16 protein-coding genes are annotated in these 21411 nt (G+C 72.1%); 6 read left to right on the top strand and 10 right to left on the bottom strand.

Annotation, left to right across the window (positions count from 1 at the left end; genetic code table 11):
• Positions 1 to 82 precede the first annotated feature (82 nt).
• Positions 83 to 853, bottom strand: a complete 771-nt coding sequence (locus ACIP4Z_RS33010; protein WP_401314068.1) for a (Fe-S)-binding protein — start codon at positions 851 to 853, stop codon at positions 83 to 85.
• A 232-nt stretch (positions 854 to 1085) separates the two neighbouring features.
• A complete protein-coding gene (locus tag ACIP4Z_RS33005; RefSeq protein WP_401314067.1) occupies positions 1086 to 2225 on the bottom strand; it encodes an NAD(P)-binding domain-containing protein in 1140 nt (379 codons plus the stop codon).
• 176 nt (positions 2226 to 2401) lie between these two features.
• On the opposite strand from ACIP4Z_RS33005, the gene ACIP4Z_RS33000 reads away from it, so the two are divergent.
• Complete coding sequence (locus ACIP4Z_RS33000) at positions 2402 to 2938, top strand: MarR family transcriptional regulator (protein WP_355343699.1); 537 nt, start codon at positions 2402 to 2404, stop codon at positions 2936 to 2938.
• A 13-nt stretch (positions 2939 to 2951) separates the two neighbouring features.
• On the opposite strand, the gene ACIP4Z_RS32995 is transcribed toward ACIP4Z_RS33000, so the two are convergent.
• From ACIP4Z_RS32995 to ACIP4Z_RS32985, 3 genes are all read right to left on the bottom strand, one after another.
• Positions 2952 to 3794: an NAD(P)H-binding protein gene (locus ACIP4Z_RS32995; RefSeq protein WP_401314064.1), complete on the bottom strand. Its 843-nt coding sequence runs from the start codon at positions 3792 to 3794 to the stop codon at positions 2952 to 2954.
• Positions 3795 to 4024: 230 nt separating this feature from the next.
• A complete protein-coding gene (locus tag ACIP4Z_RS32990) occupies positions 4025 to 4858 on the bottom strand; it encodes a glycoside hydrolase family 3 N-terminal domain-containing protein (RefSeq protein WP_391050268.1) in 834 nt (277 codons plus the stop codon).
• Between the two features lie 167 nt (positions 4859 to 5025).
• On the bottom strand, positions 5026 to 6231 hold the full coding sequence (locus tag ACIP4Z_RS32985; protein WP_355343708.1) for an LLM class flavin-dependent oxidoreductase: 1206 nt from the start codon (positions 6229 to 6231) through the stop codon (positions 5026 to 5028).
• A gap of 456 nt (positions 6232 to 6687) precedes the next feature.
• On the opposite strand from ACIP4Z_RS32985, the gene ACIP4Z_RS32980 reads away from it, so the two are divergent.
• Together ACIP4Z_RS32980 and ACIP4Z_RS32975 are read left to right on the top strand one after the other, a co-directional pair.
• Positions 6688 to 7110 (top strand): secondary thiamine-phosphate synthase enzyme YjbQ, encoded by a 423-nt coding sequence (locus ACIP4Z_RS32980; RefSeq protein ID WP_355343711.1) that lies wholly within the window; start codon positions 6688 to 6690, stop codon positions 7108 to 7110.
• Between the two features lie 323 nt (positions 7111 to 7433).
• Positions 7434 to 8663, top strand: coding sequence for an extracellular solute-binding protein (locus ACIP4Z_RS32975; protein WP_391050265.1), 1230 nt, complete (start codon positions 7434 to 7436; stop codon positions 8661 to 8663).
• 36 nt (positions 8664 to 8699) lie between these two features.
• Here the strand turns inward: ACIP4Z_RS32975 and ACIP4Z_RS32970 are convergent, their stop codons facing one another.
• Positions 8700 to 9761 carry an ATP-dependent DNA ligase gene (locus ACIP4Z_RS32970; protein ID WP_401314061.1) on the bottom strand — a complete coding sequence of 354 codons (1062 nt, stop codon included), beginning with the start codon at positions 9759 to 9761 and terminating at the stop codon, positions 8700 to 8702.
• A gap of 77 nt (positions 9762 to 9838) precedes the next feature.
• On the opposite strand from ACIP4Z_RS32970, the gene ligD reads away from it, so the two are divergent.
• On the top strand, positions 9839 to 10870 hold the full coding sequence (gene ligD, locus ACIP4Z_RS32965) for a non-homologous end-joining DNA ligase (protein ID WP_391050262.1): 1032 nt from the start codon (positions 9839 to 9841) through the stop codon (positions 10868 to 10870).
• 32 nt (positions 10871 to 10902) lie between these two features.
• On the opposite strand, the gene ACIP4Z_RS32960 is transcribed toward ligD, so the two are convergent.
• Positions 10903 to 12735: a glycoside hydrolase family 35 protein gene (locus ACIP4Z_RS32960; protein ID WP_401314059.1), complete on the bottom strand. Its 1833-nt coding sequence runs from the start codon at positions 12733 to 12735 to the stop codon at positions 10903 to 10905.
• 144 nt (positions 12736 to 12879) lie between these two features.
• Here ACIP4Z_RS32960 and ACIP4Z_RS32955 point away from each other — a divergent pair, with 144 nt between their 5' ends.
• Together ACIP4Z_RS32955 and ACIP4Z_RS32950 are read left to right on the top strand one after the other, a co-directional pair.
• Positions 12880 to 13908, top strand: coding sequence for a substrate-binding domain-containing protein (locus ACIP4Z_RS32955; protein ID WP_391118749.1), 1029 nt, complete (start codon positions 12880 to 12882; stop codon positions 13906 to 13908).
• Positions 13909 to 14151: 243 nt separating this feature from the next.
• Positions 14152 to 18744: an endo-alpha-N-acetylgalactosaminidase family protein gene (locus ACIP4Z_RS32950; RefSeq protein WP_401314057.1), complete on the top strand. Its 4593-nt coding sequence runs from the start codon at positions 14152 to 14154 to the stop codon at positions 18742 to 18744.
• A gap of 78 nt (positions 18745 to 18822) precedes the next feature.
• On the opposite strand, the gene ACIP4Z_RS32945 is transcribed toward ACIP4Z_RS32950, so the two are convergent.
• The 3 genes from ACIP4Z_RS32945 to ACIP4Z_RS32935 are packed head-to-tail and all read right to left on the bottom strand — an operon-like array spanning position 18823 to position 20797.
• Positions 18823 to 19722, bottom strand: a complete 900-nt coding sequence (locus ACIP4Z_RS32945) for a MauE/DoxX family redox-associated membrane protein (protein WP_401314055.1) — start codon at positions 19720 to 19722, stop codon at positions 18823 to 18825.
• A gap of 11 nt (positions 19723 to 19733) precedes the next feature.
• Positions 19734 to 20363 (bottom strand): cell wall protein, encoded by a 630-nt coding sequence (locus ACIP4Z_RS32940; RefSeq protein WP_401314053.1) that lies wholly within the window; start codon positions 20361 to 20363, stop codon positions 19734 to 19736.
• An 11-nt stretch (positions 20364 to 20374) separates the two neighbouring features.
• Positions 20375 to 20797 (bottom strand): hypothetical protein, encoded by a 423-nt coding sequence (locus tag ACIP4Z_RS32935; protein WP_188284393.1) that lies wholly within the window; start codon positions 20795 to 20797, stop codon positions 20375 to 20377.
• Between the last annotated feature and the right edge of the window lie 614 nt (positions 20798 to 21411).

Here is a 21411-nt window from a genome sequence, read left to right as displayed (position 1 = left end):
GTGAGGTTCGCGCGGAGCTGGGTGTCCTTCGTGGACGAGGCGGCGGCCTTCGGGAACGACGGCAGACCCAGATACGTACCACTCATCGGACCACTTCCTGCCGGTAGGGCTGTTCCTCGGTGGACGCGAGGATCTCCGCCAGATGTACGGCCCGCAGGTCGGCGTCCTGCCGCCGCAACAGACCGTCCAGGTGCATCAGGCAGGAGTTGTCCGCGCCGCACAGCACCTGCGCGCCGCTGTCGAGCGCGTGCCGCACCTTGTCCTCGCCCATCGCGGCCGAGACGTCGGGATTCTTCACGGCGAAGGTGCCGCCGAAGCCGCAGCACTCCTCCGCACCCTCCAACTCCCGCAGCTCAAGCCCCCTCACGGCTTCCAACAGCCGCCGGGGCCGCTCACCGAGCCCCAGCATCCGCAGCCCGTGACAGGACGGGTGATAGGTCACCGTGTGCGGGAAGTACGCGCCCACATCCGTCACCCCCAGCACGTCCACCAGGAACTCCGTGAGTTCGTACGTCTTCGGCACGGCGCTCGCCGCGGCCTCGGTGAGTCCCCGGTCGCGGCCCTCGGCGACGGCCTTGGCGGCGATCCGCGGGTAGTTGTCGCGCACCATGGCCGCGCAGGAGCCGGACGGCGTGACCACGTGGTCGTAGGCGTCGAAGGCGGCGGCGTAGCGGCGGACCAGCGGCTCTGTCTCGTGCCGGTAGCCGGTGTTGAACTGGGGCTGTCCGCAGCACGTTTGGGCGGTGGGGAAGTCCACCTCGACGCCGAGCCGTTCCAGCAGGGTGACGACGGCCCGCCCGGTGTCCGGGTACAGCAGGTCGTTCACGCATGTCACGAAAAGCGCTACGCGCATGTCTCCTCCGCGCCGCGCCGCGGCAGGCCGTGCGACTGACGATGACCCATGGCGCTCATACTGCCGCAACGGCGTGACGCGGGGAAGCGAGACATCCGATGTTTATCGGAATCGGTGGCCAGAGCGGCAGGCGTGCGGACGACCGGAGCGGCGGACAACGCGGAGCGCCGCCCCTCCCGGGACGGTCGGTAAGCATCACGCGTCCCCGTGGGTCGCAGGGGACAACTCGCGTTCAGTGCACGCGTTCGAGCGAACGCTCGCTCGTGGGTTCGACTGTTCGGGTGGCCAGGAAGGCGCGGATCTCGCGTACGGCGCTTCGCCCCGCCCGGTTGGCGCCGATCGTGCTCGCCGACGGGCCGTAGCCGACCAGGTGGATGCGGGGGTCCTTGACCACGCGGGTGCCGTCGAGCCGGACGCCGCCGCCGGGCTCGCGCAGCTTGAGCGGGGCCAGGTGGTCGAGGGCCGCGCGGAAGCCGGTCGCCCACAAGATGACGTCGGCGTCCAGCGTGCGGCCGTCGGACCACGCGACGCCGTGCGGGGTGATCCGGTCGAAGACGGGCTCGGGCCGCAGGACTCCGCGGTCCTGCGCGTCGCGGATCGCGTCGGTCGCGGCCAGCCCGGTGACGCTGACGACGCTCTGCGGCGGCAGCCCCCGGCGCACCCGGTCCTCGACGAGGGCGACCGCGGAACCTCCCCACTCCTGGTCGAAGGGCGCGCTGTGGAAGACCGGTGGGCGGCGGGTCAGCCAGGTGGTGCGGGCGACCTCGGCCAGCTCCATCAGCAGTTGCACCGCCGACGTACCGCCGCCGACCACAAGGACGTGCTTCCCGGCGAATTCCGCCGATCCCCGGTACTCCGCCGTGTGCAACTGCCGCCCGAGGAAGGTCTCCTGGCCCGGGTAGTACGGCAGGAACGGCCGGTCCCAGGTGCCGGTCGCGTTGATCAGCGTCCGCGTGGACCACACACCCGCGTCGGTCTCCACCCGCAGCCGCCCCGCGACCCCCTCCCGTACGGCGGTGACGTCGACCGGCCGCCGGACATCCAGGTCGAACTCCCGCTCGTAGCGCGCGAAGTACTCGCCGACCACCTCGGCGGACGGCCGGTCGGGGTCGGCGTCGCCCAGCGGCATACCGGGCAGTTCGTGTACGCGGTGCGCCTTGCCGTAGGTGAGCGACGGCCAGCGGAACTGCCAGGCGCCGCCCGCGCCGGGGGAGTGGTCGAGGACGACGAAGTCCGTGCCGGACCGCAGCCCCGCGCGGCGCAGGAAATACCCGGCCGAGAGCCCCGCCTGCCCGGCGCCGACCACGACCGTCCGCACGCTCCGCACGCCGGACACGTCCGGCCCGTCCGCCGCGTCACCCAAGTCGTTCATGTTTCACCCAACGGTGGGGGCGAGTGAAAGCTTCCCCCGCGCGCGGGCGGCCGGGGACGCGGGAGACGTCGGTGTCCGGGCGGGCGGCGGTCTGCCAAACTGTCTGCGTCGCGCAGAGAAGCGCGACGGCACGGGCGCGGGCCTCCACGGCCGCGCGGAACCACGCAGGAGGCACCATGGCGCGGACCGACGCCCCCACCGGCCGCCGCTCCGATCTGCTGTCCGAGCTGTCCGTGGCCTCGCGCCACTACACGGCGTCGTACGCGCTGTTCAACCAGGCGCTCGCCGACTACTTCGGGCTGCACCCCACGGACGTGCAGTGCCTCAATCTGCTGAGCCTGGAGTCGCGCCCGGTCACCATCGGGCGGATCGCCGAGCTGACCGGCCTCACCACCGGCTCCGCCACCCGGCTCGTGGACCGGCTGGAACGCGCGGGTTACGTGGTCCGTGAGCGGGACACCGAGGACCGGCGCCGGGTCATGGTGACCACCGTGCCCGACCGGATGGCGGACTTCGGCCGTGTGTGGGGCGGCCTGAGCGGCGGCTGGTGGCGGATGCTCGACTCCTACGACGACGACCAACTCGCGCTCCTGCTCGCCCATATGCGCCGCACCGTCGACCTGAGCACCGCGCAGATCGCGCGGCTGCGGGCGGGTGACGTGGCCGACCCCGGCGGCGCGGGCGAGGAGCACAGGGGCGCCGCCGGGGCCTGATCCGCCGTACCCGCTACGGGCGGGTGAAGGCGGCGGCGTTCTCCGCCGCCCAGGACGCGAAGGTGCGCGGCGGACGCCCGATCAGCCGTTCAAGAGTGTCGGTCACCTCCGTGGGCGTACCGTCGAGCGCCTTCCACCAGTCGAGCAGCGCCTCGGCGAACGCCTCGGGCAGATGCTCCGCCGTCTCCGCCCGCCATGCCTCACGGCTGACCGGCACGGCGGCGATCGGCTGTCCCGTGGCGTCCGCGAGCACGGCGACCTGCTCGGCGAAGCTCAGCGACTCGGGCCCCGTCAGGTGGTACGTCCCGCCGCGCACACGGGAATCGGTGAGAACCGCGCAGGCCGCCTCGGCGAGATCGGCCTCGTGCACGGGGTCGGTGTGGGCGCCGGGATACGGCAGATTCACCGCGCCTGACGCCTTGATGGGCCACGCCCACTGGAGGGCGTTGGCGGCGAAGGCGCCGGGGCGCAGCACGGTCGAGGCGATCGGTGAGACGGCGAGCGCGGTCTCCACCTCAAGGTGGTGCCGGGCGATCGGGTCCCGCTCGGCGTCGGGCTCCATGACGCTGGCGGACGAGAGCAGCACCACGTGCCCGACCCCCGCCCGTTCCGCCTGCTCCAGGAACGCGCCGATGTGCGACGCCTCGGCGTAGAGGAACACCGAGTCGACCCCCGCGAGCGCGGCGGGGAAGCCGGACGGGTCGTCCAGGCTCAGGGCGGTGGTCCGCACCCCTTCCGGCGGTTCGACCTCCTCCGGCTTCCGCGAGGCGACGCGCACGTCGGCGCCCCGGTCGTGAAGGAGCGCGGTGAGGGCGCGGGCGACGCGCCCGCGGCTTCCGGTGATGAGGACGGTCATGGCGGTGTTCCCCGTTCGTGGAAAGGACTTGGGAGCGGGTGGCACAAGGAGCCGTGCGGCCGACGGAAGGTCGGAGGGAGCAGTCGTGGCGAAAACTATGCGCCACGAAGAATCTGTGTCACGCAGATAAATATGGGCGTCATCTCCAGGGCTGTCAAACGGATCGGTGACAGGGCGCCGGCGCGCGACGGACCCGCGCCGCCGCCGCGATCCGAGGAGCGTGCGCCGCCTCAGGGGGCCGGTGTGCGGGCCGACGGACCCGTGACCCCGGCCGGGGCGGGCATGCGCGGTTCCGAGGCCCAGCGGCGCAGCCGGGAGACGCGTTCCGCCGCCTCCTCCAGCCGGGACAGCGGCAGGTCGCCGTCGGCGACCGCGCGGGCCGCGGCCGTGTGGATCGCGTCGTGCACACCCGCGCCGCTCGCGGGGCCGAGGCGTACCAGGTCGACCCCGGCGATCCAGGCGAGCACGGCCGCGCCCGGCACGCCCCAGCCGTCGACGATCGACGGCGCGTCCAGCGTGTCGCTGACCACGACCCCGCCGTAACCCAGCTCGCCGCGCAGGATGCCGGTGACGGCCGGGCCGCTGAGCGTGGCGGGCAGACCGTCCTCGCCGGGTACCGGGGAGCGCCCCGCGGTGATCGCGCGGACACCGGCCGCGGCCCCCTCGGCGAAGGGCCGCAGGCTGCCCGTACCGGTGAACGGCCCCAGCGCGGCGGCCACTCCGTGCGTCTGGAGGTCGGTCACGAAGACCCGCGTCTCGTCGGCGCGGGTGCCGGGCCGTACGGCGAGGTGCAGATTGGCACCGGCCGCCATGAGTTCGGCCGCCGCGGCGCTGCCGCCACCCGGCCGGTGCGGCTCCGGGTGACCGGTGAGGGCGTCGGGGAGCGCCGCGCGCAGCGCGTCGGACGCCTTGCGCGCCGCCTGGCCGCGCGCGTGCACCGCGACGCCGGGGGTGCCGCGTTCCAGGCCGCGCAGGATCCAGTCGGGAAGTCTCTCGTCCGCGCCGTCGACGGCGGGCAGCAGGCACGAGTCGACGAGCACGGCGAGCCGGTGCAGCGCGTTCACGTGGTGGTCCCCCTTCGGGGCGCGACAGAGGCGGATGTCCCGAGCCCCGGCGATATCCCGAGGCCCGCCGAATGGTACAGACCAATGCCCGGAGGCGGCAATCACCCCAGGTCCGCGTCCCCTCGGTGACCCCCGCGCCCACAGCCGGCCCCACGGCCGCGGACCGCTCAGCGGCCCCCGGACAGCAGCAGCGGCGCCCCGCCGGGAGCGGACGGCGGGCGGCCGTTGGCGGCGGGCACGGCGGACAGCGGCGACGGAAGGGCCTCCAGCAGACCGCGCGCGGCCAGTTCCGGCATCACGCCCTCGCCGAACCAGTACGCCTCCTCCAGGTGCGGATAGCCGGAGAAGATGAAGTGGTCGATGCCCAGCGCGTGGTACTCCTCGATCCGGTCGGCGACCTCCGCGTGGGCGCCGACCAGCGCCGTACCGGCGCCGCCGCGCACCAGCCCGACGCCCGCCCACAGATTCGGCGAGATCTCCAGCTTGTCCCGCTGCCCGCCGTGCAGCGCCAGCATCCGCTGCTGGCCCACCGACTCGCTGCGGCCGAGCGCCTGTTGGGCCGCGGCGACCGTGTCCTCGTCGAGGTCGGCCAGCAGCCGGTCCGCGGTCGCCCACGCGTCGCGCGCCGAGTCCCGCGCGATGACGTGCAGCCGGATGCCGAATCTGACCGTACGGCCCTCGGCCTCCGCCAGCCCCCTGATCCAGTCGATCTTCCGCTTCACCTGCTCGGGCGGCTCGCCCCAGGTCAGATAGACGTCGGCGTAGCGGGCCGCGACCGGCCCGGCCGCCTGAGAGGAACCGCCGAAGAAGATGTCGGGGCGGGGCTCGGGCGGCAGCGCCACCAGCCCGCCCGCCACCTGGTAGTGCTCGCCGTCGTAGTCGAACGGCTTGCCCTCCCACACCCCGCGCACCACCGACAGGAACTCCGCGGTGCGCGCGTACCGGCTGTCGTGGTCGAGATGGTCGCCGAATCGCTTCTGCTCGGTGGAGTCGCCGCCGGTCACCACGTTGAGCAGCAGCCGCCCCCGGCTGATCCGCTGATACGTGGCCGCCATCTGCGCCGCGAGCACCGGCGAGATCACCCCGGGCCTGAAGGCGACCAGGAACTTCAGCCGCTCGGTGTGCTGGGTCAGCGCCAGCGTCGTCAGCCACGCGTCCTCGCACCACGTACCGGTCGGCGTCAGCACCCCCTCGAACCCCAACTGGTCGGCGGCGCGCGCGATCTGGGCCAGATACTCGATGTCGGGGGCGCGGATGCCGGAGACCGGCGTGATCCGGGAGCGCTTCACGCCTCCGTCGGTGTAGACGTGGCGGTCCACCAGGGTGCGGCCGTCGCCGCCGGTGGGCAGGAACCAGTGCAGGTGTACGGACATCGGGCGGACGCCTTTCGATGGGCGGGATCCGGTGCGGTCCGGCGGGATCCCGGCGCGCGGCACGGGAGGTCCGCCGGATCACCGCGGGGACGTCCCGAGGGGACCGGCGGGGCCGGAACGCGAAGAAGAGCTACGGAAGCGCGGGGGAGGGGAAGCGGCGCGAAACGTCAGCGACCGCGACAACACGCGGCAGACGCCACCCGCAGGAGGTCGATGTGACCACGCGAGGTGAGCATGCAGGGACGCGGCATACAACGACGGTAGTCACGCGTCCGTCGGCAGGTCAACGCCGTCTCACCTCGCGGATGGCGGCGGATGGCCGCGGAAAGCGGCTGATCGCGGCGCGAGCCGCCCGCCGGGCCGGAGCCCGCCCCCCCCGCCGCCGGGCACGGGGACCCCGGCGACCCGCCGCGCCGACACCCCCGCCGCCCCGCGGAATTGAGTGACCATGGACGTATGGCCGACAACCTCACCTCACGCGTCATCGACATCGCGACCGGCTCCAGCGAGACCGTCCACGACCTCACCGACGCCTGCGCGTCGTTCCTGCGCGAGGCGGCGGCCGGGCGCGACGGGCTGCTGAACGTCTTCGTGCCGCACGCCACCGCGGGCGTGGCCGTCATCGAGACGGGCGCGGGCAGCGACGACGACCTGCTCGCCGCGCTCCAGGACCTGCTCCCCGCCGACGACCGCTGGAGCCACCGCCACGGCAGCCGCGGGCACGGCCGCGACCACGTACTCCCCGCGCTCGTCCCGCCGCACGCCACCTTGCCGGTACTGGACGGCCGCCTGGAACTCGGCACCTGGCAGTCGGTCGTCCTGGTGGACACCAACGTCGACAATCCGCGCCGCCAGGTCCGGCTGAGCTTTCTGGGCTGACCGGCGGGCGCTCGCCGAGAAGCGCTGACCCGCACGCCGCGCCGCTCCACCTGGAGCGCCGCCACATCCCGACGCCCCGACACACATCGCGCCAGTCATATCCGCCTTTTGCGGCGGATATGACTGGCGCGATTTCCGAAATACCGCGATGTGTTGTACCTGGGCGCTCCGCTTCTTCTGACGGGATATCACGTGTGGTGTTGACCGTTGGTGAAGGCATGCGGAAAACTCGGCACGGCTAATACGGGGCGAGTAATATACGAAGGCGGTAGAAAGCGGTGCGGCGGCGACGATTCCTGGGCTTAGCGGCGGTCGGTGGCTCGATGGTGCTGGCGGTGACCACCCTCGGCGCGTGCGGGAACACCTCACCGCGGAGCAAGGCCATCACCCTGCACGTGGTCGCCACCGACTACAGCGGTCTGAAGACCGCGAGTCCGGTGGCCCAGACCTGGAACAGCCTGGCCCGCTCGTTCGAGGAGCGGAATCCGAACATCACGATCGACGTGCAGTTCGTGCCCGTCGCCGACGCCGACGCGCAGGTCGCCACCATGGTCGAGGACGGCCGGGCGCCCGATCTCGCGCAGCTCGACTCCTTCAGCGCCTTCAGCGACGGCAAGCAGCTCTACAGCGCGGACGAACTGTTCCCGATCAGCATGCAGTCCGCCTTCGTCCCGTCGCTGACGGACGCCGGTTCCGTCAACCACGTGCAGTACGGCATCCCGTGGGTCGCCTCCACCCGGATGTTCTTCTACAACAAGAAGCTCTTCGCCCGCGCGGGCATCACCCGCGCCCCGGAGACCTGGGCCGACATCAGGCGCGACGCCGTCAAGCTCAAGGAGCACGGCGTCCCGGTGCCGTACGGACTGCCGCTCGGCCCGCAGGAAGCGGAAGCCGAGACCATGATGTGGATGATCGGCAACGACGGCGGCTACACCGACAACGTCGGCTCGTACAACCTGGACTCGGTGCGCAATGTCGACGCCTTCGTCTGGCTGAAGAAGAACCTCGTCGACGCCGGTCTCGTCGGCCCCAAGGACCCGGCCAGGACGAGTGTCAGCGATGCCTTCAGCGACTTCCTCGCGGGCCGCACGGGGATGCTCAACGGCCATCTGACGCTGCTTCCCTCCGCGAAGGCGGCCGGAATCGACATCGGAGTGGCGCCGCTTCCCGGAAGGACGGGCCCCAGTTCGCAGGCGCTCGGGAACGCCGACTGGATGATGGCCTTCCGGCAGAAGGGACACCGGGAGGCCGACGCCAAGTTCCTCCAGTACATATACAGCGAAGAGAATTTGTTGAAATTCCAACAGGAGTACAAGTTGCTCCCGGTCACGGTGAAAGTCGCGGAAACGGTCAGGATGGATCCGCGGTACCGCGATCTCGTGCCATTCATGAACCTGCTGTCGGACGCGGCGTTCTATCCCGTCGCCAAGGCGTCCTGGGCCCCGGTCAGCGCCGAACTGAAGAAGGACATCGGACAGGCCGTGCACCGCGACCCCAAGGTCGTACTGGCCGGCCTCCAGCGCGACGCCCAGCGCAGCGACGGCGCCAGGTAGTCCGAGGAGCGGACGAGGGCGCCGCCGCACGGCCGGTCAGGCGCCCAGCACCTCCGCCAGGTCGTACCCCACCGGCTCCTCCAACTGCGCGTACGTGCACTCCGCGGCCTCCCGGTCCGGGCGCCAGCGGCGGAACTGCGCGGTGTGGCGGAACCGGTCGCCCTGCATGTGGTCGTAGGCCACCTCGACCACCCGCTCGGGGCGCAGCGGGATCCACGACAGGTCCTTCTTGCCGGTCCACCGGCTGGGACCGCCCGGCAGCCGGTCGGCGGCCTGCGCCTCCTCGCTCGCCCACTCCTGCCACGGATGGCCCTCGACGGACGCCATCCGCAGCGGCTCCAGCTCCGTCATCAGCGCCTCGCGGCGGCGCATCGGGAAGGACGCGCAGACGCCGACGTGCTGAAGCATCCCCTCGCCGTCGTACAGACCGAGCAGCAGCGAGCCGACCACGGGACCGCTCTTGTGCAGCCGCATCCCGGCCACCACGCAGTCCGCGGTGCGCTCGTGCTTGACCTTGATCATGACCCGCTCGCCCGGCCGGTACGGCAGATGCAGGGGTTTGGCGACGACCCCGTCGAGACCGGCGCCCTCGAAGCGGGAGAACCACTCCTTGGCCGTGTCGATGTCCTGCGTGGCGGGCGCGGTGAACACCGGCGCCGTCGCCTCGCGCAACGCCTCCACCAGCACCTCGCGCCGGTCCCGCTGCGGCACCGGCAGCAGCGTCTCGTCGCCCACGGCCAGCAGGTCGAAGGCGACGAAGGACGCGGGCGTCACCTCCGCCAGATGGCGGACCCGGGACTCCGCCGGGTGGATCCGCTCCAGCAGCGCGTCGAAGTCCAGCCGGCCGCCCCGCACGATGACGATCTCTCCGTCCAGCACGCAGCGCGGCGGAATCCGCTCCCGCAGCGCCTCGACCAGCTCGGGAAAGTACCGGGTCAGCGGCTTGCCCGAGCGGCTGCCCAGCTCGATCTCGTCGCCGTCGCGGAAGACGATCGCCCGGAAACCGTCCCACTTGGCCTCGTAGAGCATGCCGGGCGGGACGGCCGCGGCGGACTTCGCCAGCATCGGCCGCACAGGGGGCATCACCGGAAGGTCCATGCTGGTGATTGTGCGCGGCCCCGCCCGGCGGCGCCCGCCGACGGGCGCCGCCCGGCCGTACGGCCTAGCGTGGTCGCATGGCCGAGACGCTGGAACTGACCGTCGGCGAGCGGGCCGTCCGGGTGTCCCACCCCGACAAGGTCTACTTCCCGCAGCGCGGATTCACCAAGGCCGACCTGGTGAGGTACTACCTCAGCGTCGGCGACGGCATCCTGCGCGCGGTCAGGGACCGGCCGACCACACTGGAGCGCTACATCCACGGCGTGGAGGGCGAGTCCTTCTTCCAGAAGCGGGCCCCGAAGAATCTGCCCGACTGGATCCCCACCGCCCGGATCGCCTTCCCCAGCGGCCGGTACGCCGACGAGATCTGCCCCACCGAGACCGCCGCCGTCCTGTGGGCCGCCAACCTCGGCACCTTCACCTTCCACCCCTGGCCGGTGCGCCGCGCCGACACCGACCACCCCGACGAACTGCGCATCGACCTCGACCCGCAGCCCGGCACGGACTACGGCGACGCCGTACGCGCGGCGCTCATGCTGCGCGAGGTGCTGGACGGACTCGGCCTGACCGGCTGGCCGAAGACCTCCGGCGGACGCGGCCTGCACGTCTTCGTGCCGATCGCGCCGGAGTGGACCTTCACCCAGGTACGGCGCTCGGCCATCGCGATCGGCCGCGAACTGGAGCGCCGCGCGCCCGACCGGATCACCACCGCATGGTGGAAGGAGGAGCGCGGCGAGCGGATCTTCGTCGACTACAACCAGACCGCGCGCGACCGCACGATCGCCAGCGCCTACTCCGTACGGCCGTTCCCGCACGCCCCGGTCTCGGCGCCGCTGCGCTGGGACGAGGTGAGCAGCGCCGTGCCCGAGGACTTCGACCTGGGCACCATGCCGGGGCGGTTCGCGGAGGTCGGCGACGTGCACGCCGACATGGACGAGCACGCCTTCCGGCTGGACGCGGCGCTCGAACTGGCCGACAAGGACGAGCGGGAGCACGGCCTCGGCGACCTGCCCTACCCGCCGGAGCACCCCAAGATGAAGGGCGAGCCCAAGCGGGTGCAGCCGAGCCGCGCCAAGAAGGCCGCGTCGGACAGCGACGCGGACGGGTAGCGACGCGAAGCGGTGGCCTCCGGCCGCGCGATTCAGTCGAACGTCTCGATGTACTCCTCGGTCGGCCCCAGCTCCGGCCGGTCGCGCAGCTCGACGCGGTCGCCGAAACGCTCCAGCTCCAGCACCGTGACGGTGTTCTCGCCGGCTGTCAGCAGCGGCGCGGGCACGTAGAGGGTGACCTGCGGGCCGATCTCCCAGTACCGGCCGAGCAGCGTGCCGTTCACCCAGGCGAAGCCCTTGCCGAAGCCGGGAAAGGCCAGAAAGGTGTCGGCCGGGGCGTCCGCCGTGAACCGGGCGGTCGCGAAACCCGCGCCGCCGGACGGCGGGGCGACCGACGGCGCGCGCTCCACGTCGGCCGCGGGCCATTCGTCCAGCGGCAGTCCGTGGACCGACCAGTTGTGCACCAGGCGGCGCTCGACGCGGACCCCGCCGAGGATGCCCTTGCCCTGGCCGAGCAGCGGACCGTAGTTGATCCGGCCCTGGTTCTCGACCAGGAGTTCCAGCAGTACGGGCTCGCCGGCGCCCTCGACGGTGAGCGAGCCGGTCTCCCGGTCGAGCACACCGGCGGGCGCGCCGTCCACGAAGACCTGGGCGCGGTCGTGCAGCCCGTGCACGGTGATCTCCCGCGGGCCGCGCGGCAGACGGGGGCGGGCGCGGTAGAGCACCAGCCCCGAGGGCTGTTCCAGCTCCTCGAAGCTCAGCGGATGCGGGGACGCCACCGGCCGCGACAGCGCGGTGAGCGCGTCCAGCAGACCGGCGCCCCGGACCACGGGCAGCGCGCGAGCGGTGAGCGGCGGCGCGGTCGCGGGCAGCGGCCGGGAGGCTTCGGCCGCGCCGGTCACCGCGAGCAGCCGGTCGCGCAGGGCGAAGAACTTCGGGCCGAGGCCGCCGTGTTCGGCGACCGGCGCGTCCGAGTCGTAGCTGGTCACGGTCGGCTGGAGCCTGTCGCCGTCGTGGTTGGCGCCCGCCCACAGGCCGAAGTTGGTGCCGCCGTGCGCCATGTAGACACTCACCGAGCCGCCCTCGTCCAGGATCTCGGCGAGCGTGGCCTCGGCGCTGTCGACGGTCCGGATGTGGTGCTTCTCGCCCCAGTGGTCGAACCAGCCGTTCCAGAACTCGGCGCAGACGAACGGCTCGCCCGTTCTGCGCGAGCGCAGCAGTTCGGCGGCCCGCGCGGCGCGGGACCCGAAGGTCGCCGTGGTCAGCGTGCCCGGCAGGGCGCCGCCGTCGAACATCAGGTCGGTCGGGCCGTCCGCGGTGTAGAGCAGTTCGGTGATGCCCCGCTCCACCAGCGCGTCGCGCACCCACGCCACATAGCCGTGGTCGTCGCCGTAGCTGCCGTACTCGTTCTCCACCTGCACGGCGACCACCGGCCCGCCGCGGGCCGCCTGGAGCGCGGCGACGCGCGGGATCAACGCGTCGAACCAGCGCGCCACTTCGTCGAGGAAGGGCCGGTGCGAGGAGCGCAGCCGCATGCCGGGCGTCCCGGTCAGCCACGCGGGCAGCCCGCCGTTGTCCCACTCGGCGCAGATGTACGGGCCGGGGCGCACGATCACGTCCAGGCCGGTGTCCCGCGCGAGCGCGACGAACCGCTCGATGTCGCGCGGGCCGTCGAAGGACGGCCGCCCCCGGCGCGCCTCGTGGAAATTCCACGGGACGTAGGTGTCCACGGTGTTGAGCCCCATGGCCGCGAGGCGTTCCAGCCGGTCGGCCCACTGCTCGGGGTGGACGCGGAAGTAGTGCAGCGACCCCGCCAGGACGCGGTGCGGCTGCCCGCCGCGCAGAAACGTGCCGTGCGGATACGACAGCAGGGGCGCGGGTCGGCCGTTGGCGTCCGCGGGTGCGGTGGTGGTCGGAAGGCTCACAGCACCGAACTGTGGCACAGATTGTTATCGATGCCAACGCGGTGCCTTCAGCCGGTCCGGGGCGGGACCACGAGCCGGAGAGCGCCCCCTTTGGGCGGGTGCGACCGCTATCATCGGCGGCAGCGGATCAGCCGGAAGGGACCCATGAAGAACCAGAGCGCGCGCGACGCCTCCCGTCCGCCCGGCATGGCGGATGTCGCACGGGTCGCCGGGGTCTCCGCGCAGACCGTCTCGCGGGCCCTGGCCGGTCACCCCAATGTGCAGGACAAGACCCGCGCCAAGGTGCTCGCCGCCGTCGACCAGCTCGGTTACCGCAGGAACAACGCGGCGCGCATGCTCTCCTCCGGCCGCAGCCGCACCATCGGCGTGGTCACCCTCCAGACCAGCTTCTACTCCCGCACCGCCCTCACCCTCGGCATCGAACGGGCCGCTCAGGAGGCCGGTTACGCGGTCAGCACCGCCACCACCGCCTCGCTGGACACCTCCGCCATCGAGAGCTCGATGCTGCGGCTGGCCGACCAGCACGTCGAAGGCGTCGTGCTCGCCGTTCCGCTGATCCATGTGAGCCGCCAGATCGAGCAGCTCACCAGCGCCGTGCCCACCATCACCGTCGACGGTTCGCGCACGTCGGCGACCGAAGTGGTCGCGGTCGACCAGTCGGCGGCGGCGCGGCTGGCCACCCGGCACCTGCTGGACCTGGGCCACGAGACGGTCTGGCACGTCGCGGGACCCGGCGAGTGGCTGGACGCGGCGAGCCGGTCGCAGGGCTGGCGCGCGGTGCTCGAAGCGGAGGGCAGGACGGTGCCGCCGGAGCTGACGGGCGACTGGTCGCCCGCCTCCGGCTACCGCAACGGCCTCATCCTCGGCCGGATCCCCGACGTCACCGCGGTCTTCGTGGCCAGTGACGAGATGGCGTTCGGCGTGATCCGCGCCCTGCACGAACTGGGCCGCAGGGTGCCGGAGGACATCTCCGTCGTGGGCGTGGACGACATCGCGCTCGCCGAGTACTGCTCGCCCTCGCTGACCACGGTGGCCCAGCCCTTCGCCGAGATGGGGGCGCTCGCGGTCTCCCACCTCATGCGGTACATCGCGGACCCGGACGCCACCTTGGAACCGGCCTCCGTGGAGCCGACGCTGGTCGTCCGCGCCAGCACGGCGCCCGCCCGCCGCTGACGGTCAGGCGCCGGCCGACGGCCTGAGGGCGTCACCACGCGCGGGGGAGTACGTCCCCCTGCCGTCCGTGCCGCCGCGTGTCCGCGTTCCCGGACCACACCGGCCGCACGACCGCCCGATGTCGGCCGCTATCACCTGTGGAAGAAGCTCTGTCGGGCTCTGGTGTTATCGATGCCATCGCCGCTACAGTCTCCACCACTCCCGACTCGCTCCCGGCTCTTCACGGCCCTAGGTGGTACAGGAATGACCTCGCGCTCGCCCCGATCACCCCACCGCGGAAGGTGGCGGCGGCAGCGGTCCGCGACCGCCGCCGCCCTGCTCGCCTCGCTCGCCCTGCTGTCGGTCGGCGTCACTCCGGCGCTCGCCGCCCCGCCGCAGACGTCGGCCGACCCGGCCGCCGCCGCGGGCACCCCGATCGACCCCGCCCAGTACACGCTGGTCCAGGCAGACTCCGAGTCGCCCGCCTACCCCGCGCCCCCGGCCCTGGACGGCACGGCGCTCGCCGCGTTCGACAACGACCCGTCGACGCAGTGGACGGTCGCCTACGACGTGGTCGGCGGCGTCGGCGTCGCCAAGACCCCGATGCCGCACTGGATCACCCTCGACGTCGGCGGCTCCTTCACCCTCACCGGTGTCGACTACTCGGTGAAGAACCAGGCCAACGGCCCGGTCAAGGGCTACCGGATCTTCGTCACCGACGACGCGGCCGTCGCCAAGGACCCGAAGGGGAACTGGGGAGCGCCCGCCGCGACCGGCTCCTTCCACCAGCCGACGAGCAACACCGAGGTGCAGACCGTCGTCTTCGACAGGCCCGTCACCGGCCGCTATGTGAAGGTCGAGGCCGAGAGCGCCGTCAACGGGTCCGACAACGCCTCCGCCTCCGAGATCAGGGTCCGCGCCGTCGGCGACACCACGCCCGCCCCCGTCGACCCGCCGCCCCCGGCCGACCCCGCGACCCCCGTCGAGATCAGGCACGGCGCGCTCAAGGTCACGGTCGCCAAGGAATTCCCGCAGGTCATCTCGTACGCGCTGAACGGCGGCACCCTCGCGGGCCAGGCGTCCGTCCTGCACACCTTCGACATCAACGGCGCCGCGCACACCGCGACCACGAAGATGTCCGCGCACGGCGACACCGCGACGTACACCTCGACCTTCGCCGACCTGCCGAACGTCACCATCACCTCGACGATCACCGCGACGGCGAAGAAGACCGTCGTCTTCGCCGTCCGGAAGATCACCGGCAGCGCCGCCCGTACCGTCAACCAGTTCTCGATCCCCGGCCAGTCGCTGCTGTCGGTCGACTCCTCCGACCCGCACGCGAGCCTGGCCCGTACGAAGATCTCCACGGACTCCACGACGACGGCCGACCAGTTCCTCACGATCAGCGCGGCGGCCAAGCCCGACAAGGCGTCCGTCGGCACCCCGTACGGCTTTGTCAGCAACTCCACGCTCGCGGGCGGGCTGATCACCGACGCGACCGACGACGCCGCGCAGGACAACAACGACAACGGCAACACCCGGCTCCAGTCGCGGATCGTGGACGCGGGCGGCGGCGCGCGCCGCGCGGAGCTGTCCGTCGGCACCTACACCTACGCGCCCAAGGGCGCCACGGACCGGCGGGTGGCGACGTACGCGCTGCCGCGGACCACGGTCGTGCTCTCCGGTGACGCCAACGGCGACAACAAAGTGACCTGGGAGGACGGCGCGCTCGCCTACCGCGCCGCGATGACGCGCCCGCTCGGCGCCGACCGGGTGCCCGAACGCGTCGTGCAGCACATCCCGTTCAACTTCGCGAGCCAGGCCACCAACCCGTTCCTCAAGACGCTCGACAACGTCAAGCGGATCTCGCTGGCCACCGACGACCTCGGCCAGTGGGTGCTGGAGAAGGGCTACGCCAACGAGGGCCACGACTCCGCGCACCCGGACTACGGCGGCGACTACAACGTCAGGGCCGGCGGCCTCACCGACCTCAACAAGCTGGCTTCCGTGGGCGCCGACTACAACTCCGACATCGCCGTCCACGTCAATGTGACCGAGGCGTACCCGCAGGCCAAGAACTTCAGCTCGGGACTCATCCAGGGCCAGGTCAACGGCTGGGACTGGCTCAACCAGTCGTACCACATCGACCAGCGCACCGACCTCGGCAGCGGCGCCGTCCTCGACCGCTTCAAGGAACTGCGCAAGCAGGCGCCCGGCATCAAGACCGTCTACATCGACGCCTACTACTCCAGCGGCTGGCTCGCCGACGAACTGGCCCGCCAGCTCCACGCGATGGGCTTCGAGGTCGCCAGCGAGTGGGCCTACAAATTCGAGGGCGACTCGATCTGGTCGCACTGGGCGAGCGACAAGAACTACGGCGGCGCCACCAACAAGGGCATCAACTCCAACATCGTCCGCTTCATCGCCAACTCCGACCGCGACGTGTGGAACGTCGACCCGCTGCTCGGCGGCTCCGACATCAAGGAGTTTGAGGGCTGGACCGGCCAGGACGACTACAACGCCTTCTACCGGAACATCTGGACCGACAACCTGCCGACCAAATTCCTCCAGCACTACCAGCTCACCACCTGGGACTTCGGCGTCTCCGCCGACCTCACCGGCGGTGTCCACGTCGCGATGGCGGGCGGCAAGCGCCAGGTGACCATGGGCGGCGCGCTCGTCCTCGACGGCGACAGCTACCTGCTGCCGTGGGGCGAGGCCAAGCGCGGCAACGGCACGTCCTCGCCGAGCGACGCCGACAAGATGTACTACTTCAGCGCGTCCGGCGGCGCCCACACCTTCGACGTGACACGGCAGTTCGCGGGCACCAAGCGCTTCACCCTCTACAAGCTCACCGACCAGGGCCGGGTGAAGGCCGGTGACATCACCCCGACCGGCGGCAAGGTCACGATCAGCGGCGACAAGAACCAGCCGTACGTGCTCGCCCCGCAGTCCGGCAAGGCGCCGCACACCAACGTCGACTTCGGGCAGGGCACCGGTCTGAACGACCCCGGCTTCAACGCCGGCGACCTCACGGCCTGGAACGCCCGCGGCGGCGCGACCGCCGTACGCACCGCCAACGGTGACAACGTCGCCCGGCTCGGCACCGCGGCCTCCGGCATCTCGCAGCAGGTCAAGGGCCTGACGTCCGGCAAGACCTACACCCTCAGCGCCAACGTCGAGATCGCCAAGGGGCAGCGCAGGGCCACCACCCTCGCCGTCACCGGCGGCAAGCAGCCCGCCGCCAACACCTTCGACACCACGCCCGCCGCCAACCAGATGGCCGCGGACGCCAAGCAGGGCACGTACTCGCAGCGCGCGTCGGTGACCTTCACCGCGCCGTCCAACGGCAAGGTCACCGTCGCCGTCAGCGCGGTGGCGGGGGGCGCGGCCGTCACGCTGGACGACATACGCCTGATGGCCGACACCACGCTGCCGCTGCCCAAGAAGGCGGCCGGTTCTGACGGGACCGTCCTCGCGCGGGACGACTTCGAGGGCAACCAGCCCGGCTGGGGACCCTTCGTCAAGGGCGACGCGGGCGGCGCCACCGACCCGCGCACCAGCATCAGCGACCTGCACGCCCCGTACAGCCAGAAGACCTGGAAGAACACCTACTCGCCGTACAACTCAGGGGCCCTCAAGGGCCAGGCGGTGGACGACGTCATCGGCGGGAACCACTCGCTCAAGGCCCACGAGGAGAACAGCGGTCTGGTCTACCGGACGGTGCCCGCGACCGTGCCCTTCGTGGCGGGCCACACGTACGCGGTCTCCTTCCGCTACCAGACCAACCTCGACGGCCAGTGGGCCTGGGTGACCGGCGCGGACGTCGTCGGCGGCGGAAAGGTCGCGTCCAAGGATGTGACGCGCGACGTGCTCGCGCCCGCGCTCGACACGGCCACGTACTCCAAGGAGATCGTCGCGGGCTGCGGCGACACCTGGGTGGGGCTGCGCAAGCTCGGCGGTGCCAACGGCACGGACTTCGTGCTGGACGACTTCTCGGTGACCGACCTGGGCCCCGCCCCGGCGGGTCCGGCGTGCGCGAGTGTGACGACGCCGCCGACCGCCGAGCTGAGCCCCGGCGTGCCGAGCGAGTACGTGACCACCTTCACCAACAGCGAGCTGACCGACGCCACCGGCGTCGTCCAGCGGCTCGACGGCCTGCCCGCCGGGTGGACCGCGGCGGTGAAGACCGAGCACGGCAACAGCTTCGCCACCGTGAAGCCCGGCGCGTCGGTGAGCACCACCTGGCTGCTGACCCCGCCCGCGGGAGCGGCGGGGACCGCCGCCTCCTGGAAGGTCGTGGCGGGCTATACCAACGACGGCGCCACCAAGTCGGTGTCGGCGGACGCCAAGGCGACCGTCGCGACCCGCGCGCTGCTCTCGCCCAGTTCGATGACGGCGACCGCGGACTCCGAGAACCTCTCCTCGGGAGCCGCGGAAGGACCGGTCTCCAACGTGCTCGACGGTGACCCCGGCACCATCTGGCACACCGACTACACCAACTCCGAGGCGCCGTACCCCCATTGGGTGACCCTCAAGCTGGGCGGCCCCGCCGACCTCGACGGCTTCGGCTACCTCGACCGCCAGACCGGCGGGCAGAACGGCCGGGTGGCCGGCTACGAGGTCGCCGTCTCCGACAACGGCGCCACCTGGACGACCGTCGCCCGCGGCACCCTCGTGGACTCCCCGTCGACCCAGGTCATCGCCTTCGACCGGGTCCGCGCGAGCTATGTCCGCTTCACCGCGCTCAGCGCGCTCAACGGACTGCCGTTCGCGGCGGCAGCCGAGATGCGGGCCTACGGCAGTTACGCCGACACGCCCGTCGGCTACCCGCCGGATTCCGCACCGGGCGCCTGACCACGGCCCGAACGGGCACCACGCGGGGCGCGCCCCCCCCCCTGACCGGGGAGGGGGGCGCGCCCCCTCGTTCTCGGGTCAGTTGACCAGCGGGAGGAGCTGAAGGCGCTCGGCCGCCGAGAGGAGCGGGTCCACGTCGACCGGCTCCTCCGTGACGTCGTCGATGACGGACACCCGCACCGCGGGCACGGGCGCCGTGTCGATGGTCGCCGCCAGGTCGAGCGCGAACAGCACGTTCACCGGCCGCGCCCCGCGCGAGTCCTCGTGGACGCCCGCGAACCGCAGGATGCGCCAGCCCTCGTCGTCCCAGTGGTCGAGCAGGGCGGAGCGGACGACGGGAGCCGTCGCCTGCCAGGCCAGGGAGTTCTCCAGGAGCTCCACGGACGCCGCGACCGGCACCCGTTCGCCGGAACCGCTCAGCGGATGCCCGAGGACCCGCAGCCGCAGCTTGCGCAACGGCCGCAGCCACCGCTGGTCGAGGTCGGAGGACAGACCGAGCAGCACCGCCGCGGCCACCACCAGGACGACGGCCGACGGCACCGGATCCCCGCCGATCCGCGACCACCACGTACGGTCGGCGGCCACGGCGGCCAGACCGCCCACGACGACCAGACCGGCACGGGTGAAGGACCGCCAGCCGACCGGCCCCTCGTCACGGGCGCTGCACCCGCAGGACGACTCGGGCGCCGTCGCCCGCGCGTACCCCAGATACGCGGTGAAGCCCGCGCCCAGCACCGCAGTTGCCACGGCGGGCGCCACGGCCTCGGGAACGGCGAGCAGCGCCGCCGCGATCAGCAGCTCGACCGCGCCCACCGCGCGCAGTGCCCGGGTGGCGCGGTGGCCGTTGCCCAGGACCCGCACCAGGACGGTGTTCGCGGCCAGTTGGGCCGTACGGCGGCCGAAGAGCTTCGGCGCGCCGGTCACGGCGAGCAGGACCCCGCACAGCAGCGGCGCCAGACTCGGGATGACGGAGATCATCGCGCTCCCTCCTAGTGGCCGACGGTCACGCGGGCGATGTCGATGGTGTCGTCCTCGGGACGCCAGGCGCCGAGGATCTGCGCCGACTGCCCGATCCGCACCCGCGACAGGTCCGAGGTGAGCGCGCCGCCCAGGTACGAGGCGGTGGTCGTCTCGGTGACGATCCGGCCCACGACGGCGTGGTTGTTGCCGTGCGTGAGGTGCAGCCGGTCCTTGGCGATGCCCTGGATCTCGCAGAAGAGATTCACGATGTTGACCCACACCGCGTCGGCCGCGATGGTGCCGTCCGGCATGTCGACACCGCGCGCGTACAGGCCGTCGCCGACCTTGATCTCCGCCGCGGTGGTCGGGCGCAGCTTCCAGACGCTGGTGGCGTTGGTGAGCTGGATGAGGTGCTGGTCGCCGTAGGAACCGGCGACCTCCAGCACGGTGCCGTTGATCGCGGTGATCCGGCCCTCGGCGAACGCCGACTTGGAGATCGCCGGGTCGAGCGACGGCATCGGCGCGGCGAAGGCGGCGTCCGCGTCGATGCCGCCGAGCGCCGTGGCGCCGACGATGGTCGCACCGCCGAGCGCGGCGGTGGTGAGGAAGCGCCGGCGGTCCATCCGGCCGCGGCCCGCGGGATTCTGGTCGTGGCTCATGTCGGTCCTCCTCACTCGTAGATGTAGACGGGGAGTTTGCCGGAGCTGAGATTGCCGATCGCGGAGAACGCGGCCGGGGTCAGGTCGATGACCCGGTTGGTGCGGCAGACGCCGTTGCAGCACGCGGACTCGCCGCAGAAGCTCTTGGTGCGCGGTCCGCAGTCGGAGACCGTGACGCAGACCGTCGCGCCGGAGCACTGGTGCTTGACGTTCATCACCGAGCCGCAGCCGCGGCGCGCGATCGTCTCACCGCACAGGTCGGGCCGGGTGATGTCGAAGCACGCCTGGGAGGCGTTCGGCCACGCCGCCTGGTGGGCGTTGGACTGGCAGGTGCCGCAGGCACCGGTGCCGGTGCTGCCGCAGGGGCCCCAGGCGCTGCCGCAGCAGAACCAGGTGGTCTCACCTGCCCAGAGACTGGTCGATCCGCAAGCCATGTCGATTCCCTTCGCTCGCGCGCAGGCGTTGTGACCTGCGCATGACAACACAAGGTGCGTGCCGCGCCATGCGTGACACGTGACACGGGGCCGCCGGTGGGGACGGCGGCAGTGCTGGGCGTTCGGCGTCCGGGATGCGCGCGCTCGCGGGGGAGGTGGGGCGACGGGCGGGACCGCGAGGCGGTGGGGCGGTGTGGCGTGAATCGCGCGGATGTGCGAGGTGCGTGGTGCGCTCGATGTGTGCGGGAGCAGTGGGGGGTTCGGGTACTGCGAGTGCTGAGGGCGGCACGGGTCCTGTGGGGATTCCGGGGCATGTGGGGACGCCGGGAGAATTGCATGCCCATGACAAGGTGTGCGTCGGATGGGTCGGCAGTGATGGTGGAACACGGCCATGATGCGCGCTTCTACGCGCGTCCGCCAGAGGGCGGGAGACACGAGAGGCCCTTGGGGCGGGCGGCACGAGCCGTACGGTGCGGGGTACCGGGCGTTGGCCTCGGGCATCACGGCCGTGGCGCGCCGCGCGGACGCGTGGGCCGTCTTTCGCGGGGTGCCCGGGATGTCGTGATCCAGCCAGCCGCGGCCACGGCGGCTCGCGTACGCCTACGATTTGCCGC

The sequence above is a fragment of the Streptomyces sp. NPDC088910 genome, assembly GCF_044749865.1.
Taxonomy (GTDB): domain Bacteria; phylum Actinomycetota; class Actinomycetes; order Streptomycetales; family Streptomycetaceae; genus Actinacidiphila.
The sequence above is the reverse complement of the archived record's forward strand: the minus strand, read 5'-3'. Positions and strand labels throughout refer to the sequence as shown.